Source organism: Candidatus Thiothrix sulfatifontis, from assembly GCA_022828425.1.
In the GTDB taxonomy this organism is placed as follows: Bacteria; Pseudomonadota; Gammaproteobacteria; order Thiotrichales; family Thiotrichaceae; genus Thiothrix; species Thiothrix sulfatifontis.
Genome location: CP094685.1, coordinates 105,128 through 128,607 on the forward strand (window position 1 = coordinate 105,128; position 23,480 = coordinate 128,607).

At 53.0% G+C, this 23,480-nt stretch carries 27 protein-coding genes; 14 read left to right on the plus strand and 13 right to left on the minus strand.

Annotated features, from left to right (window positions below):
• Positions 1–123 precede the first annotated feature (123 nt).
• On the plus strand, positions 124–447 hold the full coding sequence (locus L3K52_00570; protein ID UOG92243.1) for a hypothetical protein: 324 nt from the start codon (positions 124–126) through the stop codon (positions 445–447).
• A gap of 89 nt (positions 448–536) precedes the next feature.
• Here the strand turns inward: L3K52_00570 and L3K52_00575 are convergent, their stop codons facing one another.
• Both L3K52_00575 and L3K52_00580 read right to left on the minus strand, forming a co-directional pair.
• Positions 537–1,160: a porin family protein gene (locus L3K52_00575; GenBank protein ID UOG92244.1), complete on the minus strand. Its 624-nt coding sequence runs from the start codon at positions 1,158–1,160 to the stop codon at positions 537–539.
• A 90-nt stretch (positions 1,161–1,250) separates the two neighbouring features.
• Positions 1,251–1,643, minus strand: coding sequence for a group II truncated hemoglobin (locus L3K52_00580; GenBank protein UOG92245.1), 393 nt, complete (start codon positions 1,641–1,643; stop codon positions 1,251–1,253).
• Positions 1,644–1,787: 144 nt separating this feature from the next.
• Here L3K52_00580 and typA point away from each other — a divergent pair, with 144 nt between their 5' ends.
• Complete coding sequence (gene typA, locus L3K52_00585; GenBank protein UOG93949.1) at positions 1,788–3,638, plus strand: translational GTPase TypA; 1,851 nt, start codon at positions 1,788–1,790, stop codon at positions 3,636–3,638.
• Positions 3,639–3,746: 108 nt separating this feature from the next.
• The gene (locus L3K52_00590; protein ID UOG92246.1) at positions 3,747–4,469 is read left to right on the plus strand and encodes a DUF4214 domain-containing protein; all 723 of its coding nucleotides are present in this window, start codon (positions 3,747–3,749) and stop codon (positions 4,467–4,469) included.
• Positions 4,470–4,538: 69 nt separating this feature from the next.
• On the opposite strand, the gene L3K52_00595 is transcribed toward L3K52_00590, so the two are convergent.
• From L3K52_00595 to purD, 3 genes are all read right to left on the minus strand, one after another.
• Positions 4,539–4,697 (minus strand): hypothetical protein, encoded by a 159-nt coding sequence (locus L3K52_00595; protein ID UOG92247.1) that lies wholly within the window; start codon positions 4,695–4,697, stop codon positions 4,539–4,541.
• Entirely contained in the window at positions 4,694–5,242 is a 549-nt protein-coding gene (folE, locus tag L3K52_00600) for a GTP cyclohydrolase I FolE (GenBank protein UOG92248.1), read from the minus strand. Before folE ends, L3K52_00595 begins: the two co-directional genes overlap by 4 nt.
• A gap of 103 nt (positions 5,243–5,345) precedes the next feature.
• Entirely contained in the window at positions 5,346–6,635 is a 1,290-nt protein-coding gene (gene purD, locus L3K52_00605; protein ID UOG92249.1) for a phosphoribosylamine--glycine ligase, read from the minus strand.
• Positions 6,636–6,764: 129 nt separating this feature from the next.
• On the opposite strand from purD, the gene L3K52_00610 reads away from it, so the two are divergent.
• From L3K52_00610 to L3K52_00625, 4 genes are read left to right on the plus strand one after another with little or no spacing between them, the layout of a single operon-like run.
• Positions 6,765–7,094 carry a hypothetical protein gene (locus tag L3K52_00610; protein ID UOG92250.1) on the plus strand — a complete coding sequence of 110 codons (330 nt, stop codon included), beginning with the start codon at positions 6,765–6,767 and terminating at the stop codon, positions 7,092–7,094.
• Positions 7,095–7,139: 45 nt separating this feature from the next.
• On the plus strand, positions 7,140–7,577 hold the full coding sequence (locus tag L3K52_00615; GenBank protein ID UOG92251.1) for an FKBP-type peptidyl-prolyl cis-trans isomerase: 438 nt from the start codon (positions 7,140–7,142) through the stop codon (positions 7,575–7,577).
• Between the two features lie 3 nt (positions 7,578–7,580).
• Positions 7,581–8,153 carry a DUF1415 domain-containing protein gene (locus tag L3K52_00620; protein ID UOG92252.1) on the plus strand — a complete coding sequence of 191 codons (573 nt, stop codon included), beginning with the start codon at positions 7,581–7,583 and terminating at the stop codon, positions 8,151–8,153.
• Positions 8,150–8,713: a rhomboid family intramembrane serine protease gene (locus L3K52_00625; GenBank protein ID UOG92253.1), complete on the plus strand. Its 564-nt coding sequence runs from the start codon at positions 8,150–8,152 to the stop codon at positions 8,711–8,713. The genes L3K52_00620 and L3K52_00625 overlap by 4 nt, the downstream gene beginning before the upstream one ends.
• A 10-nt stretch (positions 8,714–8,723) precedes the next feature.
• Here L3K52_00625 and L3K52_00630 read toward each other — a convergent pair whose 3' ends face one another.
• The 8 genes from L3K52_00630 to L3K52_00665 all read right to left on the minus strand — a co-directional run bounded on the left by L3K52_00630 (position 8,724) and on the right by L3K52_00665 (position 15,433).
• Positions 8,724–9,140, minus strand: a complete 417-nt coding sequence (locus L3K52_00630) for a CBS domain-containing protein (GenBank protein UOG92254.1) — start codon at positions 9,138–9,140, stop codon at positions 8,724–8,726.
• Between the two features lie 18 nt (positions 9,141–9,158).
• Positions 9,159–9,392: a (Na+)-NQR maturation NqrM gene (gene nqrM / locus L3K52_00635; GenBank protein ID UOG92255.1), complete on the minus strand. Its 234-nt coding sequence runs from the start codon at positions 9,390–9,392 to the stop codon at positions 9,159–9,161.
• A 188-nt stretch (positions 9,393–9,580) separates the two neighbouring features.
• Positions 9,581–10,801, minus strand: coding sequence for an NADH:ubiquinone reductase (Na(+)-transporting) subunit F (nqrF, locus tag L3K52_00640; protein UOG92256.1), 1,221 nt, complete (start codon positions 10,799–10,801; stop codon positions 9,581–9,583).
• Positions 10,802–10,811: 10 nt separating this feature from the next.
• The gene (gene nqrE, locus L3K52_00645) at positions 10,812–11,408 is read right to left on the minus strand and encodes an NADH:ubiquinone reductase (Na(+)-transporting) subunit E (protein ID UOG92257.1); all 597 of its coding nucleotides are present in this window, start codon (positions 11,406–11,408) and stop codon (positions 10,812–10,814) included.
• 1 nt (position 11,409) lies between these two features.
• Positions 11,410–12,072: an NADH:ubiquinone reductase (Na(+)-transporting) subunit D gene (locus L3K52_00650; GenBank protein ID UOG92258.1), complete on the minus strand. Its 663-nt coding sequence runs from the start codon at positions 12,070–12,072 to the stop codon at positions 11,410–11,412.
• A complete protein-coding gene (locus tag L3K52_00655) occupies positions 12,069–12,872 on the minus strand; it encodes a Na(+)-translocating NADH-quinone reductase subunit C (GenBank protein ID UOG92259.1) in 804 nt (267 codons plus the stop codon). The genes L3K52_00650 and L3K52_00655 overlap by 4 nt, the downstream gene beginning before the upstream one ends.
• Positions 12,869–14,089 carry an NADH:ubiquinone reductase (Na(+)-transporting) subunit B gene (locus tag L3K52_00660; GenBank protein UOG92260.1) on the minus strand — a complete coding sequence of 407 codons (1,221 nt, stop codon included), beginning with the start codon at positions 14,087–14,089 and terminating at the stop codon, positions 12,869–12,871. Before L3K52_00660 ends, L3K52_00655 begins: the two co-directional genes overlap by 4 nt.
• 3 nt (positions 14,090–14,092) lie before the next feature.
• A complete protein-coding gene (locus L3K52_00665; protein UOG92261.1) occupies positions 14,093–15,433 on the minus strand; it encodes a Na(+)-translocating NADH-quinone reductase subunit A in 1,341 nt (446 codons plus the stop codon).
• A 363-nt stretch (positions 15,434–15,796) separates the two neighbouring features.
• Between L3K52_00665 and L3K52_00670 the strand changes: the two genes are divergently transcribed.
• The 7 genes from L3K52_00670 (at position 15,797) to L3K52_00700 (ending at position 23,479) form a co-directional block, all read left to right on the plus strand.
• Positions 15,797–16,159 carry a hypothetical protein gene (locus tag L3K52_00670; protein UOG92262.1) on the plus strand — a complete coding sequence of 121 codons (363 nt, stop codon included), beginning with the start codon at positions 15,797–15,799 and terminating at the stop codon, positions 16,157–16,159.
• 97 nt (positions 16,160–16,256) lie between these two features.
• Positions 16,257–20,159 carry a tetratricopeptide repeat protein gene (locus L3K52_00675; protein ID UOG92263.1) on the plus strand — a complete coding sequence of 1,301 codons (3,903 nt, stop codon included), beginning with the start codon at positions 16,257–16,259 and terminating at the stop codon, positions 20,157–20,159.
• Between the two features lie 111 nt (positions 20,160–20,270).
• Positions 20,271–21,056 carry a type IV toxin-antitoxin system AbiEi family antitoxin gene (locus L3K52_00680; protein UOG92264.1) on the plus strand — a complete coding sequence of 262 codons (786 nt, stop codon included), beginning with the start codon at positions 20,271–20,273 and terminating at the stop codon, positions 21,054–21,056.
• Positions 21,037–21,951, plus strand: a complete 915-nt coding sequence (locus L3K52_00685) for a nucleotidyl transferase AbiEii/AbiGii toxin family protein (GenBank protein ID UOG92265.1) — start codon at positions 21,037–21,039, stop codon at positions 21,949–21,951. The genes L3K52_00680 and L3K52_00685 overlap by 20 nt, the downstream gene beginning before the upstream one ends.
• A gap of 77 nt (positions 21,952–22,028) precedes the next feature.
• Positions 22,029–22,271, plus strand: a complete 243-nt coding sequence (locus tag L3K52_00690) for a helix-turn-helix domain-containing protein (GenBank protein UOG92266.1) — start codon at positions 22,029–22,031, stop codon at positions 22,269–22,271.
• The gene (locus L3K52_00695; protein ID UOG92267.1) at positions 22,264–22,605 is read left to right on the plus strand and encodes a HipA N-terminal domain-containing protein; all 342 of its coding nucleotides are present in this window, start codon (positions 22,264–22,266) and stop codon (positions 22,603–22,605) included. Before L3K52_00690 ends, L3K52_00695 begins: the two co-directional genes overlap by 8 nt.
• Positions 22,526–23,479, plus strand: coding sequence for a HipA domain-containing protein (locus tag L3K52_00700; protein UOG92268.1), 954 nt, complete (start codon positions 22,526–22,528; stop codon positions 23,477–23,479). The genes L3K52_00695 and L3K52_00700 overlap by 80 nt, the downstream gene beginning before the upstream one ends.
• Position 23,480 lies beyond the last annotated feature (1 nt).

Genomic DNA, 23,480 nt, shown 5'->3' on the forward strand with positions numbered 1-23,480 from the left:
ATTATAAATAATTTCATCAACATTAATCGTGCATTCAGGGTTCACTTCTGTCAAAACTAGACTACTATTTAATCTATAGAGTAGGTTTTGTTCACAGTCTCAGATTACCCAAGGAGTGCGCCCATGTCAGCAAGGAAGCTAATACGTAACGCCGTCACAACGTTTGTTACCACCCTCATCTTAAGCAGCCATTACGCATACGCCGTCAATGGCGAAGTGCTGTTTAGTGCTGTCGATAATGGCAAGGCTATTTTGCGTGAAGTCAAATGGGAAATTGTCGGGCTGGATAGCCACAGCTTACAACACGATAAACGCCATACGTTTACCGCTGAACTGCCGCCGGGTAAATACATCGCTAAGCTCACCTGTGACGGCAGGAATTACGAACGACCGTTTGATATAGTAACGCCCTTCCATAACGTGGTGATTGAGTGTGCCGGTCATTAAGATTGGCAATTGTAAAGGCATAAAAATAGCCGGATAACATCCATTATCCGGCTCAACATTAAAGACTAAAATCAACGCAACTAGAGCGCTTAGAAGTTGTAGTGCAACCCAACCGTTGCGGTGGTAACACCGGTGTCCGCCGTGCCAACCACGCCCGATTCAATGATTTTAGACTGCTCACCCATGCTCACGAAATGGTCAATGCCAGCCCGCACGCCCATGTGTTCGCTGAAGTTGTATTCTGCACCCACGCCAACAACGGGGGTGAAACCGGAGTCATCGGTGTTACCTGCGGTGGTTTCTACTTCGCTGTCCCAATAGGCCGCACCGACTTTGCCGAACAAACCCGCATTAGCACTCAAGGGCTTACGCCCGACCGCGCTCAACGTCAACGCTTTGGACTGTTGATCGCCGCGCACTGCACCGCCGTCTTGCTCAATACGGGCGGTATAATCCATATCGGTGTAACCTGCTTCCACGGCCAAATTAGGGCTAAGCGGATACCCAGCATACCCATTGACAGCGCGGTCAGTGTCACACACTTCACGGCACGCAACGCCCCCAACCCCACAATCTGAACTCAGATCGTTATCATCAATCGACGTATTAATGCCATACCCCACGCCCACATAAGGCGCTTTTGGCGAGCCTGCCATTGCTACACCACTGAACAATACAACCGCGACACTCACCAAAGGCAAATATTTATTCATCTACGTTTCCTCATTTGTGTTTATGCTCTAATGAATTTAGCAGAAATGAAAGAAATCGTTATTTATTGTTTTTATGAGATTGAATATTTATCAGCCCGCCCGATTCCGCATGTGGTCAGCCACATTCGCAAAGGAAGCCTTTAACTGCATTTTCAATAATTCGTCGGTCACTTGCTCATCCAATGCCATATTCATGCACAGCAACCACTGATCACGCATTTGGGTATCCACCGGAAATGGCGCGTGCCGCATCCGCAAACGCGGGTGTCCGTATTCTGCTTCATACAAACCCGGCCCGCCTAGCCAGCCCGACAAAAACTTAAACAATTTATCGCGGGCGGGTTGCGAATCTTGCGGGTGGATTTTGCGCAACTCCCACGCTTCCGGCAATTCATCCATAATGTCGTAAAAGCGGTTCACTAAGCGCGAAATACCGGCTTCGCCGCCGAGCATGTCATAGTGGGTTGTGATCGGTAATTCCATACGTAACCTTGTGTTTCAAGCGATAAAGCTGAAAGTCTAAGGCGTTTTTAAACCGATTCGCATGTAATTTCGCAAATACATTAGAAAATTAACACATTGTCAGTATAATCGCGTCTTTCATGAATTCATTTGAGTACCTTAGCTGTGATCCAGAACCTGCGAAACATCGCCATCATCGCCCACGTTGACCACGGAAAAACCACCTTGGTTGACAAACTGCTACAACAATCCGGCACTTTAGGCGAACGCGCTGAAGTGTCCGAACGGATGATGGACTCTAACGCGCTGGAGAAAGAGCGCGGCATTACCATCTTGGCGAAAAACACCGCTCTGCGTTGGACTAACCCCGCTGATGGTATCGAATACCGCATCAACATCGTCGACACCCCAGGGCACGCGGACTTCGGCGGCGAAGTTGAGCGCGTGCTGTCCATGGTTGACTCCGTATTGCTGCTGGTTGACGCGGTAGATGGCCCGATGCCACAAACCCGTTTCGTGACCCAAAAAGCGTTTTCCCACGGTTTAAAACCGATTCTGGTCATCAATAAAATCGACCGCCCGGGCGCAAACCCCACCCGCGTCATGGATCAGGTGTTTGAACTGTTCGATAATCTCGGTGCGACTGACGAACAACTCGACTTCCCCGTCGTTTACGCGTCAGCTATCAACGGCTACGCAGGTTTGGAAGAAACCGTCAACAGCGGCGATATGACGCCATTGTTCCAGACCATCATTGGTTCAGTCAGCGCACCTGACGTTGACCCGAATGCACCGTTCCAATTGCAAATCAGCCAATTGGACTACAACTCCTACCTCGGCATTATCGGGATCGGGCGTATCAAACAAGGTCGCGTCAAAACCAATACCCAAGTCAAAGTCATCGACATCGACGGTAAAATCCGCAACGGGCGCGTGCTGAAAATCCTCGGCTTCAACGGCTTGGATCGCGTCGAAGTCAACGAAGCGCAAGCGGGCGACATTATCGCGTTCTCCGGCATGGACGAGCTGCACATTTCCGACACCGTGTGTGATCCAGAAAGCGTGGTTGCACTGCCAGCGTTGACCATTGATGAACCGACCGTCACCATGACGTTCCAAGTTAATACGTCACCGTTTGCGGGCAAAGAAGTTAAAACCGGCACCTCGTCACGCCGCTTGAACGAGCGTTTGCATCAAGAATTGCTCAGTAACGTCGCCTTGCGCGTCGAAGAAACCGATGACCCTGAGAAATTCAAAGTCTCCGGTCGTGGCGAATTGCACTTAGGCATTCTGATCGAAAACATGCGTCGTGAAGGCTACGAACTCGCGGTTTCCCGCCCTGAAGTTATCATCCGTGAAGTCGACGGCGTAAAAATGGAACCGTTTGAAAACGTGACCGTTGACATCGAAGAGTCCAGCCAAGGTAAAGTCATGGAAGCGCTGGGCGAACGCCGCGCGGAACTGAAAGACATGGCACCGGATGGCAAAGGTCGCGTGCGTTTAGAATACCTGATGCCTGCGCGTGGTTTGATCGGTTTCCAAACTGACTTCATGACCATGACCTCTGGTACTGGCTTGATTTACCACGTATTTGACAGCTACGCACCGTTCAAAGCGGGCGCGATTGGCAACCGTCACAACGGCGTATTGATCTCCAACGGCACCGGCAAAGCCTTGGCTTACGCCCTGTTCAGCTTGCAAGAACGCGGCAAATTGTTCGTCAGCCACACCGAAGAAGTGTACGAAGGTCAGGTCATCGGCATCCATACCCGTGACAACGACTTGGTGGTCAACCCGCTGAAAGCCAAGCAATTGACCAATATTCGTGCTTCCGGTACAGATGAAAACCTGATCCTTGTCCCTGCTATCCGCATGACGCTGGAACAGGCGATGGAGTTCATCGACGACGACGAATTGGTTGAAATCACGCCGAAAAACATCCGTATCCGCAAGCGTTTCCTGATGGAAAACGACCGCAAACGGGCGGGCGCGGCGAAGAAAGATCTGGCGTCGTAAATCGCGCGTAAAAAACCCGCCACAATCGGCGGGTTTTTTACGACAAGCAATCTGGTGATCTAATAACCTTACTGCATATCATATGCTGACCATTCGAGGTATACACCGATGGTAACAAACGAAGCGAAGAATAAGTTTGAAAAAAAACTAAATTTAGGTTGCGGTCACGATTATAAAGAAGGATATATCAACATTGATTTTAATTCTTCACATAAAGTTGATATTGTATCGGATGTTACTTGGCTAAAACCGCTAGAAGATAAAATTGCTATAGAAATCATTGCTCAAGATGTCCTTGAACATATATCAAGAGATCAATGTCAAACGGCTCTGAGAGAATGGAATCGGATAATGATGCCTGATGGAAAATTGATTATTCGAGTACCCAGTTTGATTCATTTATTAAACCTCCTCAACCAACCTGACTTTCAACCATTTGAAAAACAAGAAATTCTTATACAGAATCTTTTTGGTACGCAACATTATAATGGTGATTTCCATCTTAATGGCTTCACAAAAACCACGCTAAAATCTCATTTAGAACAGGCTGGATTTAAAGCCATTGAAATAAAAATAATTGATGAATGGATGTTGGAAGCCACATCAATTAAGGTTCATCATTATCCACCCGATGAAATATTGCGCATAGAAGATGATGAGATTTTTATTAATCACGCATTTATCTCGATTTTAAAAAGGCAAGCTGATCCTGAAGGTTTGGAGTATTATCTTGATTTAATTCAGAAAGACAAGATTCCTCGTGAATCCGTTCTAAAAAACTTGCAGGCCAGTGATGAATATAATCGCATAAATATTGTTAATAGTTTTTGATAAAATCACATCGGCAATTCTAGAAAATCTACACAAACGAACAAGATGGTAAGCATGAACAAAATATTTTTAACTCTGATAGTAGCTGGACTTCTGCAAGGCTGTGCCGTACAAATGGCAAGTTCTGCCGTGGGCGTCGTGGCTGGCACGGCAATTGGCGTAGCGAAAGTGCCATTCCAAGTCGGCGGCGCTGTCGTTGATGTGGTCAGCGGCAACTAAACCACTCACTTAATTAAGTGCAGGAATTCCTGCCGCGTGCGGCTGTTATCGCGGAATTCCCCCAACATCATCGACGTCACTGTGGATGAATGCTGCTTTTGCACCCCACGCATCATCATGCAGAAATGCTGCGCTTCTAGCACCACGCCAACCCCTGCCGCGCCCGTTACTTGCTGAATCGCGTCGGCAATCTGCTTGGTCATGTTTTCCTGAATCTGCAAGCGTCTGGCATACATATCGGTAATGCGGGCAATTTTCGACAGCCCCAGCACTTTGCCTTTAGGCAAGTACGCAATGTGTGCTTTGCCCACGAAGGGCAGCAAATGGTGTTCGCACAAGGAATAGAATTCGATGTCCTTCACCACCACCATTTCATCGTTGTCAGAATCGAACACCGCGCCATTCACGATGATTTCTAGCGATTGCTGATAGCCTTGAGTCAAAAAACCGAAGGCTTTGGCGGCGCGTTCCGGGGTTTTTTGCAGCCCGTCACGGGTAATGTCTTCACCTATGCTGGTAATCAGCTCGGCATAGAGTTGGCTGGCATCTGTCATTGTTATTGTCCTGCTGGGTAATTAAGTGTGACAACAACGTTAAGCTGATTACCCACCGATGACAAGTAGGGCAGGAAATGCTGAGGTTTGACAGCCGTTGCAATCAAGCATTGCGCTCACGGGCAATCGCCCGATGCCCAATATCCTGCCGGTAATACACACCCTGCCAGTCAATCGCCTCAACCAGTTTGTAAGCATTTTTCTGCGCTTCGGTGACATTACTGCCCAAACCCACCGCGCACAACACCCGCCCACCGCTGGTCACAACCTTGCCATCTTGAAACGCCGTACCCGCATGAAACACCTTGCCATCGAGGATTGCCGCCACTTCCAAGCCCGCAATCACGTCACCCTTGCGGTAAGCATCCGGGTAGCCACCCGCCGCCAACACCACGCCCAATGCCGCACGGCTATCCCACTCGGCGGTCACTTTATCCAAACGCGCATCCAACGCTGCTTCCAGCAAACCGACGAAATCAGACTGCAAGCGCACCATAATCGGCTGGGTTTCGGGATCACCAAAACGGCAATTGAATTCCAGCACTTTCGGCACGCCTTGCGCATTGATCATCACGCCCGCGTACAAAAAGCCGGTGTAGGGAATGCCATCTGCCGCCATGCCGCGTACGGTGGGGTAAATCACTTCCTGCATAATGCGTTCGTGCATCGCCGGGGTAACAACGGGCGCGGGGGAATACGCCCCCATACCGCCAGTATTCGGGCCTTTATCGCCGTTATCACGGGCTTTGTGGTCTTGCGAACTTGCCATTGCCAACACGTGTTCGCCATCCACCATCACAATGAAACTGGCTTCTTCACCCAGCAAAAACTCTTCAATCACCACGCGACTACCCGCCGCACCAAAGGCATTGCCTGCCAGCATATCCTGTACCGCTGCAATCGCCTCGTCCTCGGTTTGCGCCAGAATCACGCCCTTGCCCGCCGCCAAACCGTCGGCTTTCACCACAATCGGCGCACCCATTTTGCGGATGTAGGCAATCGCCGGTTCAACCTCGGTGAAATTCGCGTATTCGGCAGTGGCAATGTGATGCCGCGCCAGAAAATCCTTGGCAAAGGCTTTCGACGATTCCAATTGCGCCGCTTGCTGAGTCGGGCCAAAACAACGCAAACCTGCCGCCCGGAATTTATCCACAATGCCTTTGGAAAGCGGTGCTTCGGGGCCAACCACCGTCAGCTCAATCGCGTGTTGCTGCGCGTATGCCAGCAAAGCATCCACGTCTTCCGCCGCAATCGGCACATTGCGCATATTGGGTTCTAACGCCGTGCCCGCGTTACCGGGAGCAACCAACACCTCGCTTACCCGCCCAGACTGTGCAATTTTCCATGCCAGCGCATGTTCACGCCCACCGCCACCTACTACCAGCACTTTCATGTGTTACTCCCGTTGCATCCTGAAAAACGCACCATTAAAGCGGGATTAGGTAGCCGTTTCAAGCGTTCATGCGTTTAATTGTCAGTAAGTTGAGGCCGGAAACACCGCGCATAAAGGAATAGCCGGGATATGAATCACTATTGTTACTATGGATGCTTGTTCATCGCTGCCGCATTAATGGGATGCGGGCAAAAAACCCACCCATCAGCACCCGCCAGCCGCGTGATCGCCACCTTGTACGCCGTACACACCGACACGGAGGCCGTCCCCTGTTATCGCTTACCCGATGCAACCTCGCCCGCTGTCCTCCACCTGCGTGATCAACAACAAGTTGCATTGGTATCGCCACAAGGCAGCATGGTGCAACAAGGTGAAAATTACTGGTTGCACGTTTACCCCCGTGTCGAGCCACGCCCCGCTTGTTACCTGAATGTACGCCACCTGATGCCACTGGCTTGAACACTCTGGTATCCTCACGGTTTTCTCCAGCCACAAGCGATCACCATGAGTCATACCGTTCAAGCCAATAGCCGCATTCGCTGGCGTTACCAGTTATTCCTCGCCGAGGGGCATAAGGTGGAAGCCAGCGCAGACCCGGCTGGCGACATTTTGCAACTGGGAAAAGGTGACATTCACCCCAATCTGGAAAGTGCCCTGATCGGTTTGCCCCAAGGCGAACCCATCCGCTTGATTATTATGGCGGATCAAGCCTTCGGCTATCCTGACCCGGATGCCATTCAAACCTTGGCACGCGATGAATTCCCCGCCGACTGGCAGCTAAACGTCGGGCAAATCATCAGCTTTGCGCTACCGTCAGGGCAAGAAATCCCCGGCAAAGTGCGCGACATCAGTGTTGATAGCGTGGTCGTCGATTTCAACCATCCGCTGGCTGGGCATAACATCACCTTTGAACTGGAAATCCTCGACATTTTGGAAGCCTAAGCCATGAAACATTCCAACGCTACCTACATCGCCCAAACCCGTTGCTGGCTGGAAAACGTTGTCCTCAAACACAACCTCTGCCCCTTCGCACACAAGCCGTTCAAAAGCGGGCAAATCCGCTTTGTTGTCACCGATTCCGCCCGCCCCGAATTTTTGCTGGAAGATTTGCAGTATGAACTCGAACAACTCCGCGCCACGCCCGCGAGCGAAGTCGAAACCACGCTACTGATTCACCCCGGCACGCTGGAAGATTTCATGGAATACAACGACTTCCTCGATACGGTCGATGCGCTCTTGGAAGACGGCGGCTTTGAAGGTGAATTCCAAGTCGCGAGTTTCCACCCCGACTACCAGTTTGACGGCACGCGCCCGAATGACGCGGAAAACTTCACCAACCGTTCACCCTGGCCAATGCTGCACTTAATCCGCGAAGACAGCTTGGCGCAAGCCGTGGACAGTTATCCTGATGTCGATGCGATTCCTGAGCGCAATATTGAAACCATGAACGCGCTCGGCACTGCACACCACCGTCAAGTGCTAGAAACCTGTTTGCAAACCAAAAAAGAGCCTGAATGAAAAACCACATCCACCGTATCCGCGAAGAATTACCGCTAGTTTTATTGTTTCTCGCCACCATGTGGGGCGTATTTCTGTTGGATCGCATCCTGCCACTGGAACGCTTGGGGCTGATTCCGCGTGATTTTGGTGGTTTGATCGGCATTGTGACCATGCCGTTTCTGCATTCCAACTTCACGCATTTGCTGAATAACACTGTGCCGCTGGCGGTATTGCTGACGTTACTGGCGGGTTCGCGCACCGATTCACGCGCTACTGTGGCGCTGGTGGCGGTCATGGGCGGGGTGTTGCTGTGGCTGTTTGGGCGTGGGCATTCGCTGCACATTGGCGCAAGCGGGCTGGTGTTTGGGCTGGCAGTATTTTTAATCGTCTCCGGCGCATTGGAGCGGCGTGTTGTGCCACTACTCGTCAGTGTGTTTGTGGCTTTCACTTATGGCACCACCTTGCTCACCGGGATTTCGCCTTGGCAAGCGGGTGTATCGTGGGATGGGCATTTGCTTGGTGGGGTCGCAGGCGGCTTGGTGGCATGGCTGTTAGTGCGCAAAACCCCAGCCGCCTGATTGCTTATGCTTACACCGGAAAGCCGGAATCACCAACGGTGCGCAAGGCTTTCAGCACATCCAAGCGCGTAATCACCCCAATGACACGGTTGTCATCCAGCACGGGGTAACGGCGGTAGTGGTCATCCATGAACATTTTTGCCACATCGAGAATGCTGTCTTCGGCATCCACGGTGCGCACATCCCGCGACATTTTATCACCCACCGTGCCGCGCCAGCCGGAATGGTAGCCAGAGCGCAACGCCGCATCAATGCAGTCAGTGACCGACAAAATACCGACCAGATTGCCCACATTGTCCAACACCGCGCCGCCAAACAGGTTGCGCTCCGTAAACACTTTCACCGCTTCGCGAACATCCTGGCGCTCATGCAGGGTTGCGAGACGGTTTGACATATAATGACGCACCGCCAATGGAACATCCGCCATAATCCACTCCTCCAGCTTTCAAGATTTTAAACTATCCTGCCGTTTTAAAACGGCTTCGTGTTGTGCTTGTGCCATTTTTTGTTTGCGTTTCTCACAAGGATTAGAACAGGAACAGTCACTTTTTTCCATGCCAGGAATCGCCGCCAAGCCGCCGCAACTGCCTTTTAAGCTACGCTGATTCAAAATCCAACCCAAAGCTAACCCAATAATTGCTAACCCAAAAATAAGAAACGTTAATAGAAAAATTTTCATCAGGATTTACCGTTAATCTTAGTAATTCAGAATATTATCATGCTGCATTGCAAAAACATTTCCCCCTCACGAATTTTACGCTACTATTACTTTGGGTTAGGCAACTAACCCATTTCCTCCTAGCGGTTCGGGGTGGATGTCCACCCCGCTCTTTACGTTAAAAATCAATCACTTGAATTGAAATAGCGCTAACCACCAAAATCATCCAGCAGAATATTTTCTCGTTCTACCCCAATATCCAATAACATTCTTACCACTGCGGCATTCATCATCGGCGGCCCACACAAATAATATTCGCACTCTTCTGGTGCGGGATGATCATTCAAATAATTTTTATACAAAACATCGTGAATAAACCCGACATACCCCGTCCAATTGTCTTCCGGCTGCGGTTCGGATAAACCCATGTGCCAAGTAAAGTTAGGGTTTTCAGCCGCTAACGTGTCAAATTCATCCACGTAAAACGCTTCCCGCAAACTTCTTGCCCCGTACCAAAATGACATTTTGCGCTTGCTTTTTAAACGGCGCAATTGATCATAGATGTGCGAACGCATCGGTGCCATGCCCGCACCACCGCCGATAAACACCATTTCATTATCGGTATCACGCGCAAAAAACTCACCGAAAGGCCCCGACACCACCACTTTGTCACCCGGTTTCAGGTTGAAAATGAACGACGACATTTTGCCCGCCGGAATGTCATTTTTGCCCGGTGGCGGGGTCGCAATGCGCACATTCAGCATCACAATGTCATCTTCTTCGGGGTAACTTGCCATCGAATAGGCACGCAATACCGGCTCATCCACATGCGACTCAATGTCCCACAGCTTGTATTTATCCCAATCGCCCCGGTATTCGGGTTGAATGTCGAAATCGCGGTACTTGATAGCGTGCGGCGGGCATTCGATCTGAATATAACCCCCGGCACGGAAGTCGATCTTTTCGCCCTTCGGCAGTTCCACCACCAACTCTTTGATAAACGTGGCTTTATTCTCGTTGGAACGCACTGTGCATTCCCACTTTTTCACGCCGAAGACTTCTTCAGGCACTTCGATTTTCATGTCTTGCTTGACGGCAACTTGGCAGGCTAAACGTTCGCCTTCGGCTGCTTGACGACGGTTAATGTGACCTTCTTCGGTGGGCAGTAACGTACCGCCGCCTTCCAGCACTTTCACGCGGCATTGCGCACACGTACCGCCGCCGCCACAGGCAGACGACACGAACAAGCCTTTTTCCGCCAATGCACCCAGCAATTTCGTGCCGGGTTTCACGATCAGTTCTTTTTCACCATTCACCAGAATGCGAATATCGCCAGTCGCCACCAGTTTGGAACGCGCAAACAAAATGCCGTACACCAAGCCAATAATCATCAGGGTAAACAGCGCTACCCCCAATAAAACGGTTGTCATTGCCTCACTCCTACAACTGAATGCCGGAGAAGGACATAAAGCCCAACGACATCAGCCCGACCGTAATAAAAATAATCCCCAGCCCTTGCAAACCGGCGGGAACATCGCTGTATTTGAGGCGTTCGCGTACCCCCGCCAGCACCACAATGGCCAGCATCCAGCTAAAACCGCTGCCGAAACCGTAGACCACGCTTTCCACAAAGGTATAATCGCGCTCCACCATGAACAGCGTGCCGCCCAGAATCGCGCAATTCACCGTAATCAATGGCAAAAACACCCCCAACGCCTGATACAGCGATGGCACGTATTTATCCAGCACCATTTCCAGCACTTGCACAATCGCCGCAATGATCGCGATGTAACTGATCAAGCCCAGAAAGCGCAGATCCACGCCTTGCAATAAGGCACTGTCTTTCAAAAACACATTCAGGATCAAATTGTTAGCAGGCACCGTAATCGCCTGCACAATCACCACCGCAATTCCCAGACCGACCGCCGTTTCGATCTTTTTGGAAATGGCAATGAACGTGCACATCCCCAAAAAGAAGGTCAGCGCCATGTTTTCAATGAACACCGATTTAATGAAAAGACTCAATAACGCTTCCATATCAGCGATTCCCCAAGCCGTGTTTCTCGTGAATCTTAAAGTCGTGGACTTCGCACTGTTCCGGGTATCGGGTGCGTATCACCCAAATCAGCATCCCGATAATGAAAAAGGCACTCGGCGGCAATAGCATCAAGCCGTTCGGCTCATACCACCCGCCGTTTTTGGTCAGGGCAAAAATTTCATAACCCAGCAACGAACCCGATCCCGACAATTCACGGATGATCGCCACCACAATCAATATCAAGCTATACCCCAAACCATTGCCCAAACCGTCGAGGAAACTCATCCCCACCGGATTTTGCATGGCGTAAGCCTCTGCCCGCCCCATGACGATGCAGTTGGTAATGATCAAGCCAACGAATACCGACAATTGTTTCGCCGTGCTAAACGCATACGCCTTCATCAACTGATCCACCACAATCACCAGCGAAGCGATAATGGTCATTTGCACAATAATGCGGATGCTACCGGGAATGTGGTGGCGAATCGCACTGATCGACGCATTGGAAAACGCTGTCACCGTGGTCAATGCCGCTGCCATCAGCAGCGCGGTTTTCAAGGAACTGGTGACGGCTAATGCCGAGCAGATTCCCAAAATTTGCAATGTAATCGGATTATTCGCCACCAACGGGCTGGTAATCACCTTGTGGGCTGCACTGCTCATGCGCCACCTCCTTGACGGAATTTTTGCAGGTAAGGCGTGAAACCGTTTTCACCCATCCAGAAGTGAATCAGGTTATCCACCCCACGGCTGGTTAAGGTCGCACCGGATAGCGCATCAATTTCATGCACCGCTTTCGGGTCGCCAGCGGGGGCTGCACCCTTCATCACACGCAAGGCAACGTCACCATTGGCGTTGAACACTTGCTTGTTTTTCCACAGGTCTTTCCAGGCAGGGTTATCGACTTCGCCGCCCAAACCGGGGGTTTCCGCGTGTTCGTAAAAACCCATGCCGACCACGGTGTTGGCATCGGCTTGCAGGGCGATAAAGCCGTACAGCGTTGACCACAAGCCGTAGCCGTATATAGGCAAAATCAGCTTTTCCACCTTGCCTTGCGGGTCTTTCACCAGATACACCGTGGCGTATTTGGCGCGGCGTTTGATCGAGGCAATGTCTTGCTCTTTGGTCAACACGACGTTTTGCTTGGGGTCAACCGAAGCAGCGCGGGCATCGAAGGTGTCGGGGTCAATGCCGGATACGTAGTCGCCGGTTTGCAAATCCACCACTTTGGCTTCGATTTGTTGAAAGGCTTCTTCCACCGATTGACCGGGTTGATCCAGCCCGGCGATTTGCAGAATATTGCGCTTTTTATCCAACAATTTGTTAGCTTCTTGCACTGGCTTTAGGGCGACTGCGGCGGCGGATACCGCTACCGAACACACCAAACACAGCAATAACGCCACCGCGAAGGTTTTGGTCTTGCTGTCATTGGGTAAGTCTAAAAATTGACGCACGAGTTTCATGATTTAACCCCCGCATTGGCTGCTTGACGCTTCAGGCGGCGTTTGATGTTGGCTTTCATCACCCCGTAATCCATCAGCGGCGCGAACATATTCGCAAACAAAATCGCCAGCATCATGCCTTCGGGGAACGCCGGATTCACCACCCGAATCAGGATGACCATCACCCCAATCAGCACGCCATACCACCAACGCCCGGTGTCGGTATGCGCCGCTGTTACCGGATCAGTTGCCATAAAGATCATCCCGAACGCAAAGCCACCCGTGACCAAATGCCAATACCAAGGCATGGCAAACATTGGGTTGGTATCGCTACCGATGGTATTCAGCAGAATCGTCATCATGACCATGCCGAACATCACGCCCGACACAATCCGCCAACTCGCAATCTTAGTGAACAGCAAAAACGCCCCGCCAATCAGGATTGCCAACGTGGAAGTTTCACCCAAAGAACCGGGTTCCAGCCCGATAAAGGCATCCCACCAGCTCACCGTTACCGCCTGCATTCCACCTGCCGCTGCCGCAGACAACGTGGTTGCGCCGGAATAACCGTCAACCGCTACCCACACCGCATCGCCGGACATGAACGCGGGGTACGCAAAGAACAGGAACGCTCGCCCCGCCAGTGCCGGGTTGATAAAGTTTTTACCCGTACCGCCAAACACTTCCTTGCCAATAATCACCCCGAACAAAATGCCCAAGCCCACCATCCACAACGGAATATCCGGCGGCATTACCAGTGAATACAATATGGAGGTGACAAAGAAACCTTCGTTGACTTCATGCCCACGCACCAGCGCGAACACCACTTCCGCAATTCCGCCCACGATAAACGTGGTCATATACACGGGCAGGAAATACAGCAAGCCGTGGAAAAAGTTATCGAAAAAGCTTTTCGGGTCGTAGCCAATCATGTCCATGAGCGTGCCGCGCCAGCCTTCCGCGTGTTCCAGCCCCATGCCTTGCATCGCCAGATTCGCCTGATAGCCGGTGTTGAAACACGCCATGAACATCACGGGAAAGGTTGCCAGCCACACATAGCCCATCACCCGCTTCAGATCGAGCGCGTCGCGCACATGCGGTGCGCCAATGGTGCGGTTCGGTGGGCTGTACAGCAGCGTATCGACCATTTCAAACAGGCCGTAATACTTGTGGTATTTACCGCCTTTAGTAAATTTCGGCTCAACCTTGTCGAGCAGGCGGCGTAATTTATCCGTCATCGCTTATTCCCCCTTTTCCAGCATTCGCAGGCAGTCGCGTAACGCGGGGCCGTATTCGTATTTGCTGTGACACACGAAAGTACACAGGGCGAGGTCATCTTCATCGAGTTCCAACGCGCCGAGTTGTTGCGCCATTACCGTGTCGCGTACTAGCAAGGAGCGCAGCAATTGCGTCGGCAAAATATCCAGCGGCATGACCTCTTCGTAATTGCCAATCGGCACCATTGCGCGGTGACTGCCGTGTTGCGTGGTCGTCATCGCAAAACTGGCGTGCCGCACATCCGGGCGCAAAAACACATTGAGGATGGAAAACTGCTTGAGTAACGGGTTCAACCAATGCAGGAACAAACGCGGCTGCCCTTCGGCAATCACCGCCACTTGCACGGTGTAACGCCCCAGATACGCACTCCAACCCGCTGCGCGGAACCCCGCCAGCAACGAACCGGCAATCACGCGGCATTGCTGGCAATCGAGTTGCCCTTCCACAATGTCGTCGGTGCTTGCGCCCAAACGGGTACGCAGCAAGCGCGGCTTTAATACGGTCGGGCCTGCCAGCGAAATAATGCGTTCCACGTACAGCGTGCCGGTGGTGAAAAGCTTGCCAATCGCAATCACATCCTGATAGCCGATGTGCCACACGGTTTTGTGTTCGCTGACGGGATCAAGGAAATGGATGTGCGTACCGGGTAAACCCGCCGGATGCGGCCCCGACCAACCGTTGTAACGGATATGGTTGGCTTCAACACGCGGTATCGTCGCCCCTTCCGCATGATTAACAAACACTTGTGGCGCGAGTTTGGCAATCACTTGCAAGCCACTGCGAAACGCTTCGGCCTGTTCGTTAATCACGATCAAGGGGTCGGCTGCCATCGCGTAGGTATCAATCGCGGTCACGAAAATAGCGGTGGGAATGCTGTCCGCTTTAGGGACTTTGCTGTAAGGCCGGGTACGGAACGCAATCCACTGCCCGGAATCCAGCAATTGCTGGCGGATGGTATCGGCATCCAGTGTCGACAATTGTTCACGGGAATAAGCGGGGAAACTGACGGCCTCTTCCTGTGCATCCAACTGAATGACGACCGAGTTCAACACCCGCTTCGCCCCACGGTTGATCGCTTTGATGACACCGCCACCCGGTGAAGTGAAATTAACGCCCGGACTCTTGCGGTCAGTGAACAGAACTTGTCCACGTTTTACCCGATCCCCTTCCTGAACTTGCAAAGCAGGGCGCAAGTCGTGGAAGTCACGCCCCAACACGGCAACCGTCTGGGGGGCAGGGTGTGCATAAACCGCTTGTTCCGGCTTACCCGTAATGGGCAAATCCAGACCTTTTGTGATTTTCATGTGCTGCAACAACGCTCTTGAGGGGAAATGCGCCCGCCGTCGGTAGCGGGCGTTTAAGCTTGCGAATTATCAATAAATGTCGACAATGTTGCAAGCGCACAGGGGATATAATGCGGTGTTTTGGGGTTTTTCGTGAATAGTGTCAGCACTTTAATGGTGCGGGGTTGCACCAGTACGGGTAGGTGTGCGCTGAATAGTGGCATGAGCACGAACATTATTTCCACTCGTCAAAATACATACCTTACCGGCGTGAGACTAATCAGCCCGTAAAATTGGTCATTATTGTGACCTGAATTACACAGAGAACTTTCGTGTCGTGCTAAACTCTTGAGCAATCATTTTCTTGGGTTTAAGGGGCAACGCATGGCAACTATCACATTACGCGGCGACGATGCCGTATTCATGCAAGACTTATCCACACAACTGGCGCAAGACCTGCAACGGGTCGGGCTGGATGCAGATGTGCAACTCAATACACCAAGCAATGGGGAAGCGACACGCGGCGATCCCGTGACGTTGGGCGTGATTGCGTTGTCAGCCGTGGCGGCAGGTGGTGCACTTACCGCATTTCTGGGCAAAGATGGTGGCTTATCGGCACTGGCGAAGGTGCTGGAAACGTACATCGTAAGCCGTAAAGTGGAGGTGAATATCGAAACCGATGACGGCAAAAAGGTGAAGGTTAGTGGGTCGTTGACGGCGATTAAAGCGGTGTTGAAACAAGTGTAGGGTGGGTGGAGCGAATGCGATACCCACCAATTATGAACATTTATCTTAACGACGCGGTGGGTATCGCTTGCGCTCCACCCACCCTACAGGATTCCTCATGCAGCATTACACACTGGAATTGTTCCGCAAGGATGATACGCGCTTTGAGTTGCGGGTATTTGATGGCGCGTTGTGGCTAACGTTTCCGCTGATTGAGCAGGTGGAGGTTGATGCGTTGCTGACGCTGGCGGCGGAAAATTACCGTGTGAATGCGCCCGATCTGGAGCAACGCGGGCAAGACCTGTTTGGTTGGGTCGATCGGCACAGTAATGGCTGGTTGCGGCGGGTACGCGCCATGCAGCAGCCGATGACCTTGGTGCTGGATGTGCGCGAAGCGGGTTTGCGGCATTTGCCGTGGGAATTGCTGCACGACGGGGCGCAGTTTTTGTGCGCTGATCCGTTCCAGTGGTTTACGCCGTTGCGCCGCGTGACTCCCGCCGAACGCAAGCAAGACTGGCAGCCGCAAAAGCGTCAGCTTGGGGTGTTGTTCATGGCGAGTTCGCCGGAGGATGTGCGGCCGGTGCTGGATTTCGAGGCGGAAGAATCGGGTATCCTGCAAGCGACGGCACGCAAGCCGCTGGATTTGCAGGTGGAAGAAAGCGGTTCCTTGCAAGGCTTGGCAGAGCGGCTGACGGAGCGTGCCGATAGCCCGGATGTGATCCACTTCAGCGGTCATGCCGACATTGACAAGGCCAGCGGTCAGCCGGTGTTTTTGCTGGAAGATGAAGTAGGTCGGTGCGCCCCCGCTACCCCGCAAGCACTGGCGAAGACCTTGCGCGATGCCAACAGTGCGCCGCGTGTGGTGTTCCTGTCCGGTTGCCGTACTGGGGAATCCAACCAACAACGCGATATGTTGTCGTTCAGCGAACAAGTGGTGACGGCGGGTGTGCCGGTGGTGCTGGGCTGGGCATTGCCGGTGGGCGATGTGGCGGCTTCGCAGGCGGCTGCGGCCTTGTATGACAAGCTGGCGACTGGCTTTGCGATTGCCGAGGCGGTAGCACTGGCACGGCAGGCATTGCTGGAAAACCATTCGCCCTATTGGCATTTGCTGCGCTGTTACGTGGATGGTTCGGCGCTGAATCCGTTGGTGGCGAAAGGCAAGCTGCGGCTGCGTCTGCACGATACGCCGCAACAGTTTCTAGATGCGGGCGGGCGTGTGCCGGTGTGTGCGCGGACGGCGTTCATCGGGCGGCGGCGTTTGTTGCAACGCAGTTTGCGGTGCTTGCGGGCATGGCAGGGGGATGAGGCGTATGCCGAGGGCATCCTGCTGGTTGGCATGGGCGGTTTGGGCAAAAGCAGTATGGCGGCGCGGCTGATTGACCGTTTGCGTAACAGCCACGAGGCGGCGGTGTGTTACGGCGGGCTGGATGAAACCGTGCTGGTCGCGGCACTCGGCAAGGTATTGCCCAAGGCACAAAGCCTGCTGAACGATGCCCAGCAAACGCTGGAACAACGCCTGCGCGAACTGTTCGAGCCGGAAGACAACCCGCTGTGTGCAAAACCGTTGCTGCTGGTGTTTGACGATTTCGAGCAAAACATCCCGCTGGAACGGCGCAAGCTGGGGCAAGCGGATTACCTTCCGGCGAGTCTGGCGGTGCTGCATACCGTGTTGCAAGCCATCCACGACAGCCAGAGTGATACGCGGGTGATTGTCACCAGCCGCTTTGCTGTGCCCGTGCCGCGCCCGTGCCGTTTGCATGGCGAGAATCCGCAAACCCTGCACGCTGCCGACCTGAAGAAAAAGCTGGCGCAATTGCCGTGCTTATTGCCTGTCACCACGGGCAATGGGCAGGATAGGGATGTGGAAAACGCCTTGCGATTGCGGGCGGTGGAGGTGGCTGCGGGCAATCCGCGTTTGCTGGAATGGCTGCATGGCGTGTTGCAAGAGCGCAGCCTGCCGGTCAGTGCCTTGCTCGACAAGCTGGAACAGGAAGAGGCGCGATTCCGCGAAGACGTGCTGATCAGCGAGTTGGTGGACGCGCAAACGTCTGCCGTGCGCCAGACGCTTGCCTGTGCCGCGCTCTACCGCCTGCCTGTGGAGCTTGCCGCCATTGAAGCCCTGAACGATGACCCACAAACCGCGCAACACCTGCAAACCGCCGCTCGCGTTGGGCTGGTGGAAATCACCCCCACGCCCGACGGCGACCACTACTTCGTCTCCAACATGCTGGACAGTGCGCTCGCCGACACCCTCGATGTGAGCGAACGCCAGCCACTCGCCGCCAAAGCCAGCCAATTCCTGTTTGACGCCACCAAAGACGGCAGGTCGGAAGAGTGGAGTCTGGAAATCGTGCGGCTGGCAGTGCTGGGACAGAAACAAACGATTGCTGTAGAAGTGGGCTACCGACTTGCTGCTAACATGCTCCATCCTCACAACCGCTACCGTGAAGCTGAAGAACTGTGCCAGCTTGTGTTGACGCTGGGTGAAGATTTTCGGATGCTTACGGCACTTTCCATCGTTGAAAAAAAACTTGGACGAGAGCAAACAAGAGAACACTTTGAACGTGCCGTTGCCTTGTTGCCAGATACGGATGAAGGGCTGGACGATGCAGTACTGGGTGAAAAATCTGCCACACTATTCAATTACGCAGACCTACTGATCCAGCAAGGCAAGACAACCGAAGCCTTGGCACTTTATCAGGAACAAGTTCTCCCCCTGTTGGAGAAGCTCGGCGATGTGCGCGGAAAAACGGTGACGATGGGTAAGATCGCTGACATCCTGCAAGCGCGGGGGCAACTCGACGACGCTCTCAACATCCGGCAAACCGAAGAACTCCCCGTCTATGAGAAGTTCGGCGATGTGCACGAAAAAGCAGTGACGATGGGTAAGATCGGGGACATCCTGCAAGCCCGTGGTCAACTCGACGAGGCGCTCAACATCCGGCAAACCGAAGAACTCCCCGTCTATGAGAAGTTCGGCAATGTGCACGAAAAAGCAGTGACGATGGGTAAGATCGCCGACATCCTGCTAGTGCGGGGGCAACTCGACGACGCTCTCCAAATTTACCAAGATGGCATATCTATCCGTGAGAAGCTGGACGATGTGCGCGGAAAAGCGGTGACGATGGGAAAGATCGCGTATATCCTGCAAGCCCGTGGTCAACTCGACGAGGCGCTCAACATCCGGCAAACCGAAGAACTCCCCGTCTATGAGAAGCTGGGCGATGTGCGCGGAAAAGCGGTGACGATGGGAAAGATCGCGGACATCCTGCAAGCCCGTGGTCAACTCGACGAGGCGCTCAACATCCGTGAGAATCATGAGCTACCCGTCTATGAGAAGCTCGGCGATGTGCGCTCCAAAGCGGTGACGATGGGTCAGATCGCGGACATCTTGCAAGCACGTGGTCAACTCGACGAGGCGCTCAACATCCGGCAAACCGAAGAACTCCCCGTCTATGAGAAGCTCGGCGATGTGCGCTCCAAAGCGGTGACGATGGGTCAGATCGCGGACATTCTGCAAGTGCGAGGTCAACTCGACGAAGCACTCAACAAGTTGAATGAAACACTACCCGTGTATGAGAAGCTGGGCGATGTGCGCTCCAAAGCGGTGACGATGGGAAAGATCGCGGACATCCTGCAAGCGCGAGGTCAACCCGACGAGGCGCTCAACAAGTTGAATGAAACACTACCCGTGTATGAGAAGCTGGGCGATGTGCGCTCCAAAGCGGTGACGATGGGAAAGATCGCGGGCATCCTGCAAGCCCGTGGTCAACTCAACGAGGCACGCAACATGCTGAATGAAACGCTACCCGTGTATGAGAAGCTCGGCGACGTGCGCTCGCTGCTGGTCGGTCGTGCCAACCTTGCCATGCTGCTGTGGCAAATGGATGCAGCCGCCAACGCTGCCCGCGTACAGGAATTGCTGTGTCTGGCACTGACCGATGCCCGCCGTTTGCAAATCCCCGAAGCCGGAAGCATTGAAAATATCCTCACGCAAAAGGGCTTGTCTTGCGACCAATAACACCCTCTTGCCCCCTTCACCCCTTGCGGGGGAAGGGCTGGGGATGGGGGGTAACGGTTCGGAGTGAATATCTCCGTGGTTTGTTATCCAAAATAATTGCATACTATAACTATGCAAAACACAGATACTGTAAACCATGAGCTTTCACTCCCCGACGGCCTAGTCGTCGATCGCCCGTGGCTACAACGCAAAGGCTACACCCGTTCCCACATCGACTACCTCATCCGCTCCGGCAAGTTGCAAAGCGTTGGGCGCGGCGCATACCGCCGACCGGGGCCACCGCTAAAATGGCAACATTTCGTCTATTCCTTGCAAGAACAAGGCTACCCCATCCATGTGGGCGGGCGTTCCGCACTGGATTTACAAGGTTTTGTCCACTACCTGCCCTTGGGTGGCATCCAGAGCATCGACCTCTACGGCATCAACAAATTACCCACTTGGTTACAGGAAGCGCAAACCATACCCCTGTTCAAAGCGTGCGGGACGGCTACATTTAGCCCAATGCCACCACAAGCCCTGACAACCCAGCCATTCGGGCATTGGGATTGGTTATTGTCTTTCGCCACGCCCGAACTCGCCTTATTTGAATTACTCGCCCAAGTCAGGGATGATGCGGACTTTTCCTTGCTGGATAAATATTTCGAGTCATCTACAATCTTGCGTCCTAGCTTATGCAATGCCCTGCTGCAAACCTGTGGGAGCATCAAAGCCAAACGCCTGTTTTTATGGTTTGCTGCCCGCCATCAGCACCAGTGGTTTAACCGTCTGGAAACTTCAGGGGTAAACCTTGGCAGCGGCAAGCGCATGATGATTGCTGGGGGCGTGTTGGATAAAACCTATCAAATAACCGTACCCCGCCGCATGATGGAGGAACAAGATGCATCCGATTTTTTCTGAACAGGTCAGGTTGTTGGTCGCCACCATACCGTATGTGGCGCAAGAAACCTGTTTTGCCTTGAAAGGCGGCACGGCGATTAACCTGTTTCTGCGCAACTTGCCACGCTTGTCCGTTGATCTTGATCTGGTGTATTTGCCGATAGAAGAGCGCGAAACCAGCCTGAGCCATTTGGATGCGGCGATGCGACGCATCGCAGCCCGCATTCGCCAATCACTGGCTGGCACGATAGTTGCGGAAACCTTGCTACCCAAAACGGATAAGTGCATCCGGCTTCAGGTGATGCGCAACAATACCTCCATCAAGATTGAAGTGTCACCCGTGATGCGCGGAACGTTGAACCCGATTAGTGAAACCGTTTTAGCGGCTGATGCACAGGCTGAGTTTGGGTTTGCCCGCATGAATTTGCTGCATTTCACGGATATTTACGCCGGAAAACTCTGCGCCGCTCTCGACCGCCAACATCCCCGCGACCTGTTCGACGTACATTTCTTACTGGCAAACGAAGGCATTACCCCCACGCTGAAAGACACCTTCCTTATCTACCTGATCAGCTCCAACCGCCCGATGGCGGAACTGCTTGCCCCCAATCGGCTCGACATCAAGGCGGTATACGCCACCGAATTTGTCGGCATGACCAACACCCCCGTTGCACTGGAGCAACTGCTGGCAGTGCGTGAACAGATGATAGCCACCCTGCATCGCTTGCTCACGGAGCAGGATCGTGAATTCCTGCTATCTGTCAAACGAGGCAAACCGGACTGGGATTTATGCGCGTTGCCGAATGCAGCAAACCTGCCCGCCGTGCGCTGGAAATTGCACAATCTGGCAGTAATGAAACCCGCCCAACATAAGCAAGCTCTCGCCAAATTGGAACGAGCATTAGCAGCACCCTAAATTCTCTCATCCCCTTGAAATGATGCCAATATTCATCAATACTCCCCAATATCCCCATTTTGATGAACATAACCATCATGCTAACCGCCATAGGTGAAACTATCCGCACTACCCGCAAAGCACGCGGCTGGAGCCAGCAACAACTGGCAGACCTGTGCAACCTCGACCGCACCACCATCGGCGCACTCGAACGCAACGATTTCAACGACCTCGGCATCCGCAAAGTCGAGCGCGTATTAATGGTACTGGGCAAAACCCTCACCACCAAAGATGTCGGCTTACCCACGCTCGACGATTTAAAGGCACAACAACATGGCTGAAGTCGACGTTTACACCGGACACGGTTCGCAACCAGCCATCTCACCGGACGACTTGAGTGCCAGCCAGCAACACCACGTTTTCAGCTACCGCCACGATGCCCGCGAAGCCTTGTCGCTGACCATGCCACTACGTCACGAAAGCTACAGCTACGCGCAACTGCACCCCATTTTCCAGATGAACCTGCCCGAAGGCGCATTGCGCGAAGCCTTGGAGCGCATGACCGCCAAGCAATACGGCAGCGACGACCTGACGCTTGCTCACCATTCTCGGCACACATCAAATTGGGCGCATGGCTTACGCACTGGCAGACCAGCCCTTGCACCATCCCACTGACCAGCCCTTAACCCTGCAAACCTTGCTGAACAACCCCGATGCCAACCTGTTCAGTGAATTATTGCAACGTTACGCCCAACAATCCGGGGTTGCTGGGGTACAACCCAAAGTCTTGCTCGACCTGCAAGGGCATCTCACCTTGCCGCTGGAACATTACATCGTCAAAAGCTGGGGGGCGGATTACCCGCATCTGGGTTGCAACGAATACCTGTGCATGAGCATTGCCAAAGACGCAGGGTTGACCGTGCCGGTGTGTTACCTCAGCGACAATGCCAAACTGCTGATCAGCCAGCGCTTTGACATCGACAGCAACGGCGAAGCCTTGGGCTTTGAAGATTTTTGCGTACTGCAAGCCAAAAGTACCAAACAGAAGTACGACAGTTCGCTGGAAAGTTGTGCCAATACCATCCGCCAATTTGTTTCCGCCGAACACCAAGCGCAAGCCTTGCATGACCTGTACAAACTCACCTATCTCAATGCCAGGATCAGAAATGGCGATGCGCATCTGAAAAACCTTGGAGTACTTTATTCACGGCTGCAAGACTTTCGTGTGGGTGAAATACCCGCGATGACGCGCACACTCGCGCCGGTATTTGATCTGGTTAGCACCGTTCCGTATTTGCCGCACGACACGATGGCATTGACCCTGACCGGCTCGAAACGCTGGCCTAAACGTAAGGTGTTGCACACGTTTGCCCGCCACCATTGCCTGCTTGATGCGCAACAAATTGAGGCGAGTGATGCAGCCGTGGAACAGGCGATTCAGCAAAACTTGCCGTTGTTGGAACGCTTGCAGCAGCAGTACACTGGATTTGCGCCGATTGCAGAACGCTTGTATATGTTGCTAGAAAACCAAGCCCACCAACAAGGATAAT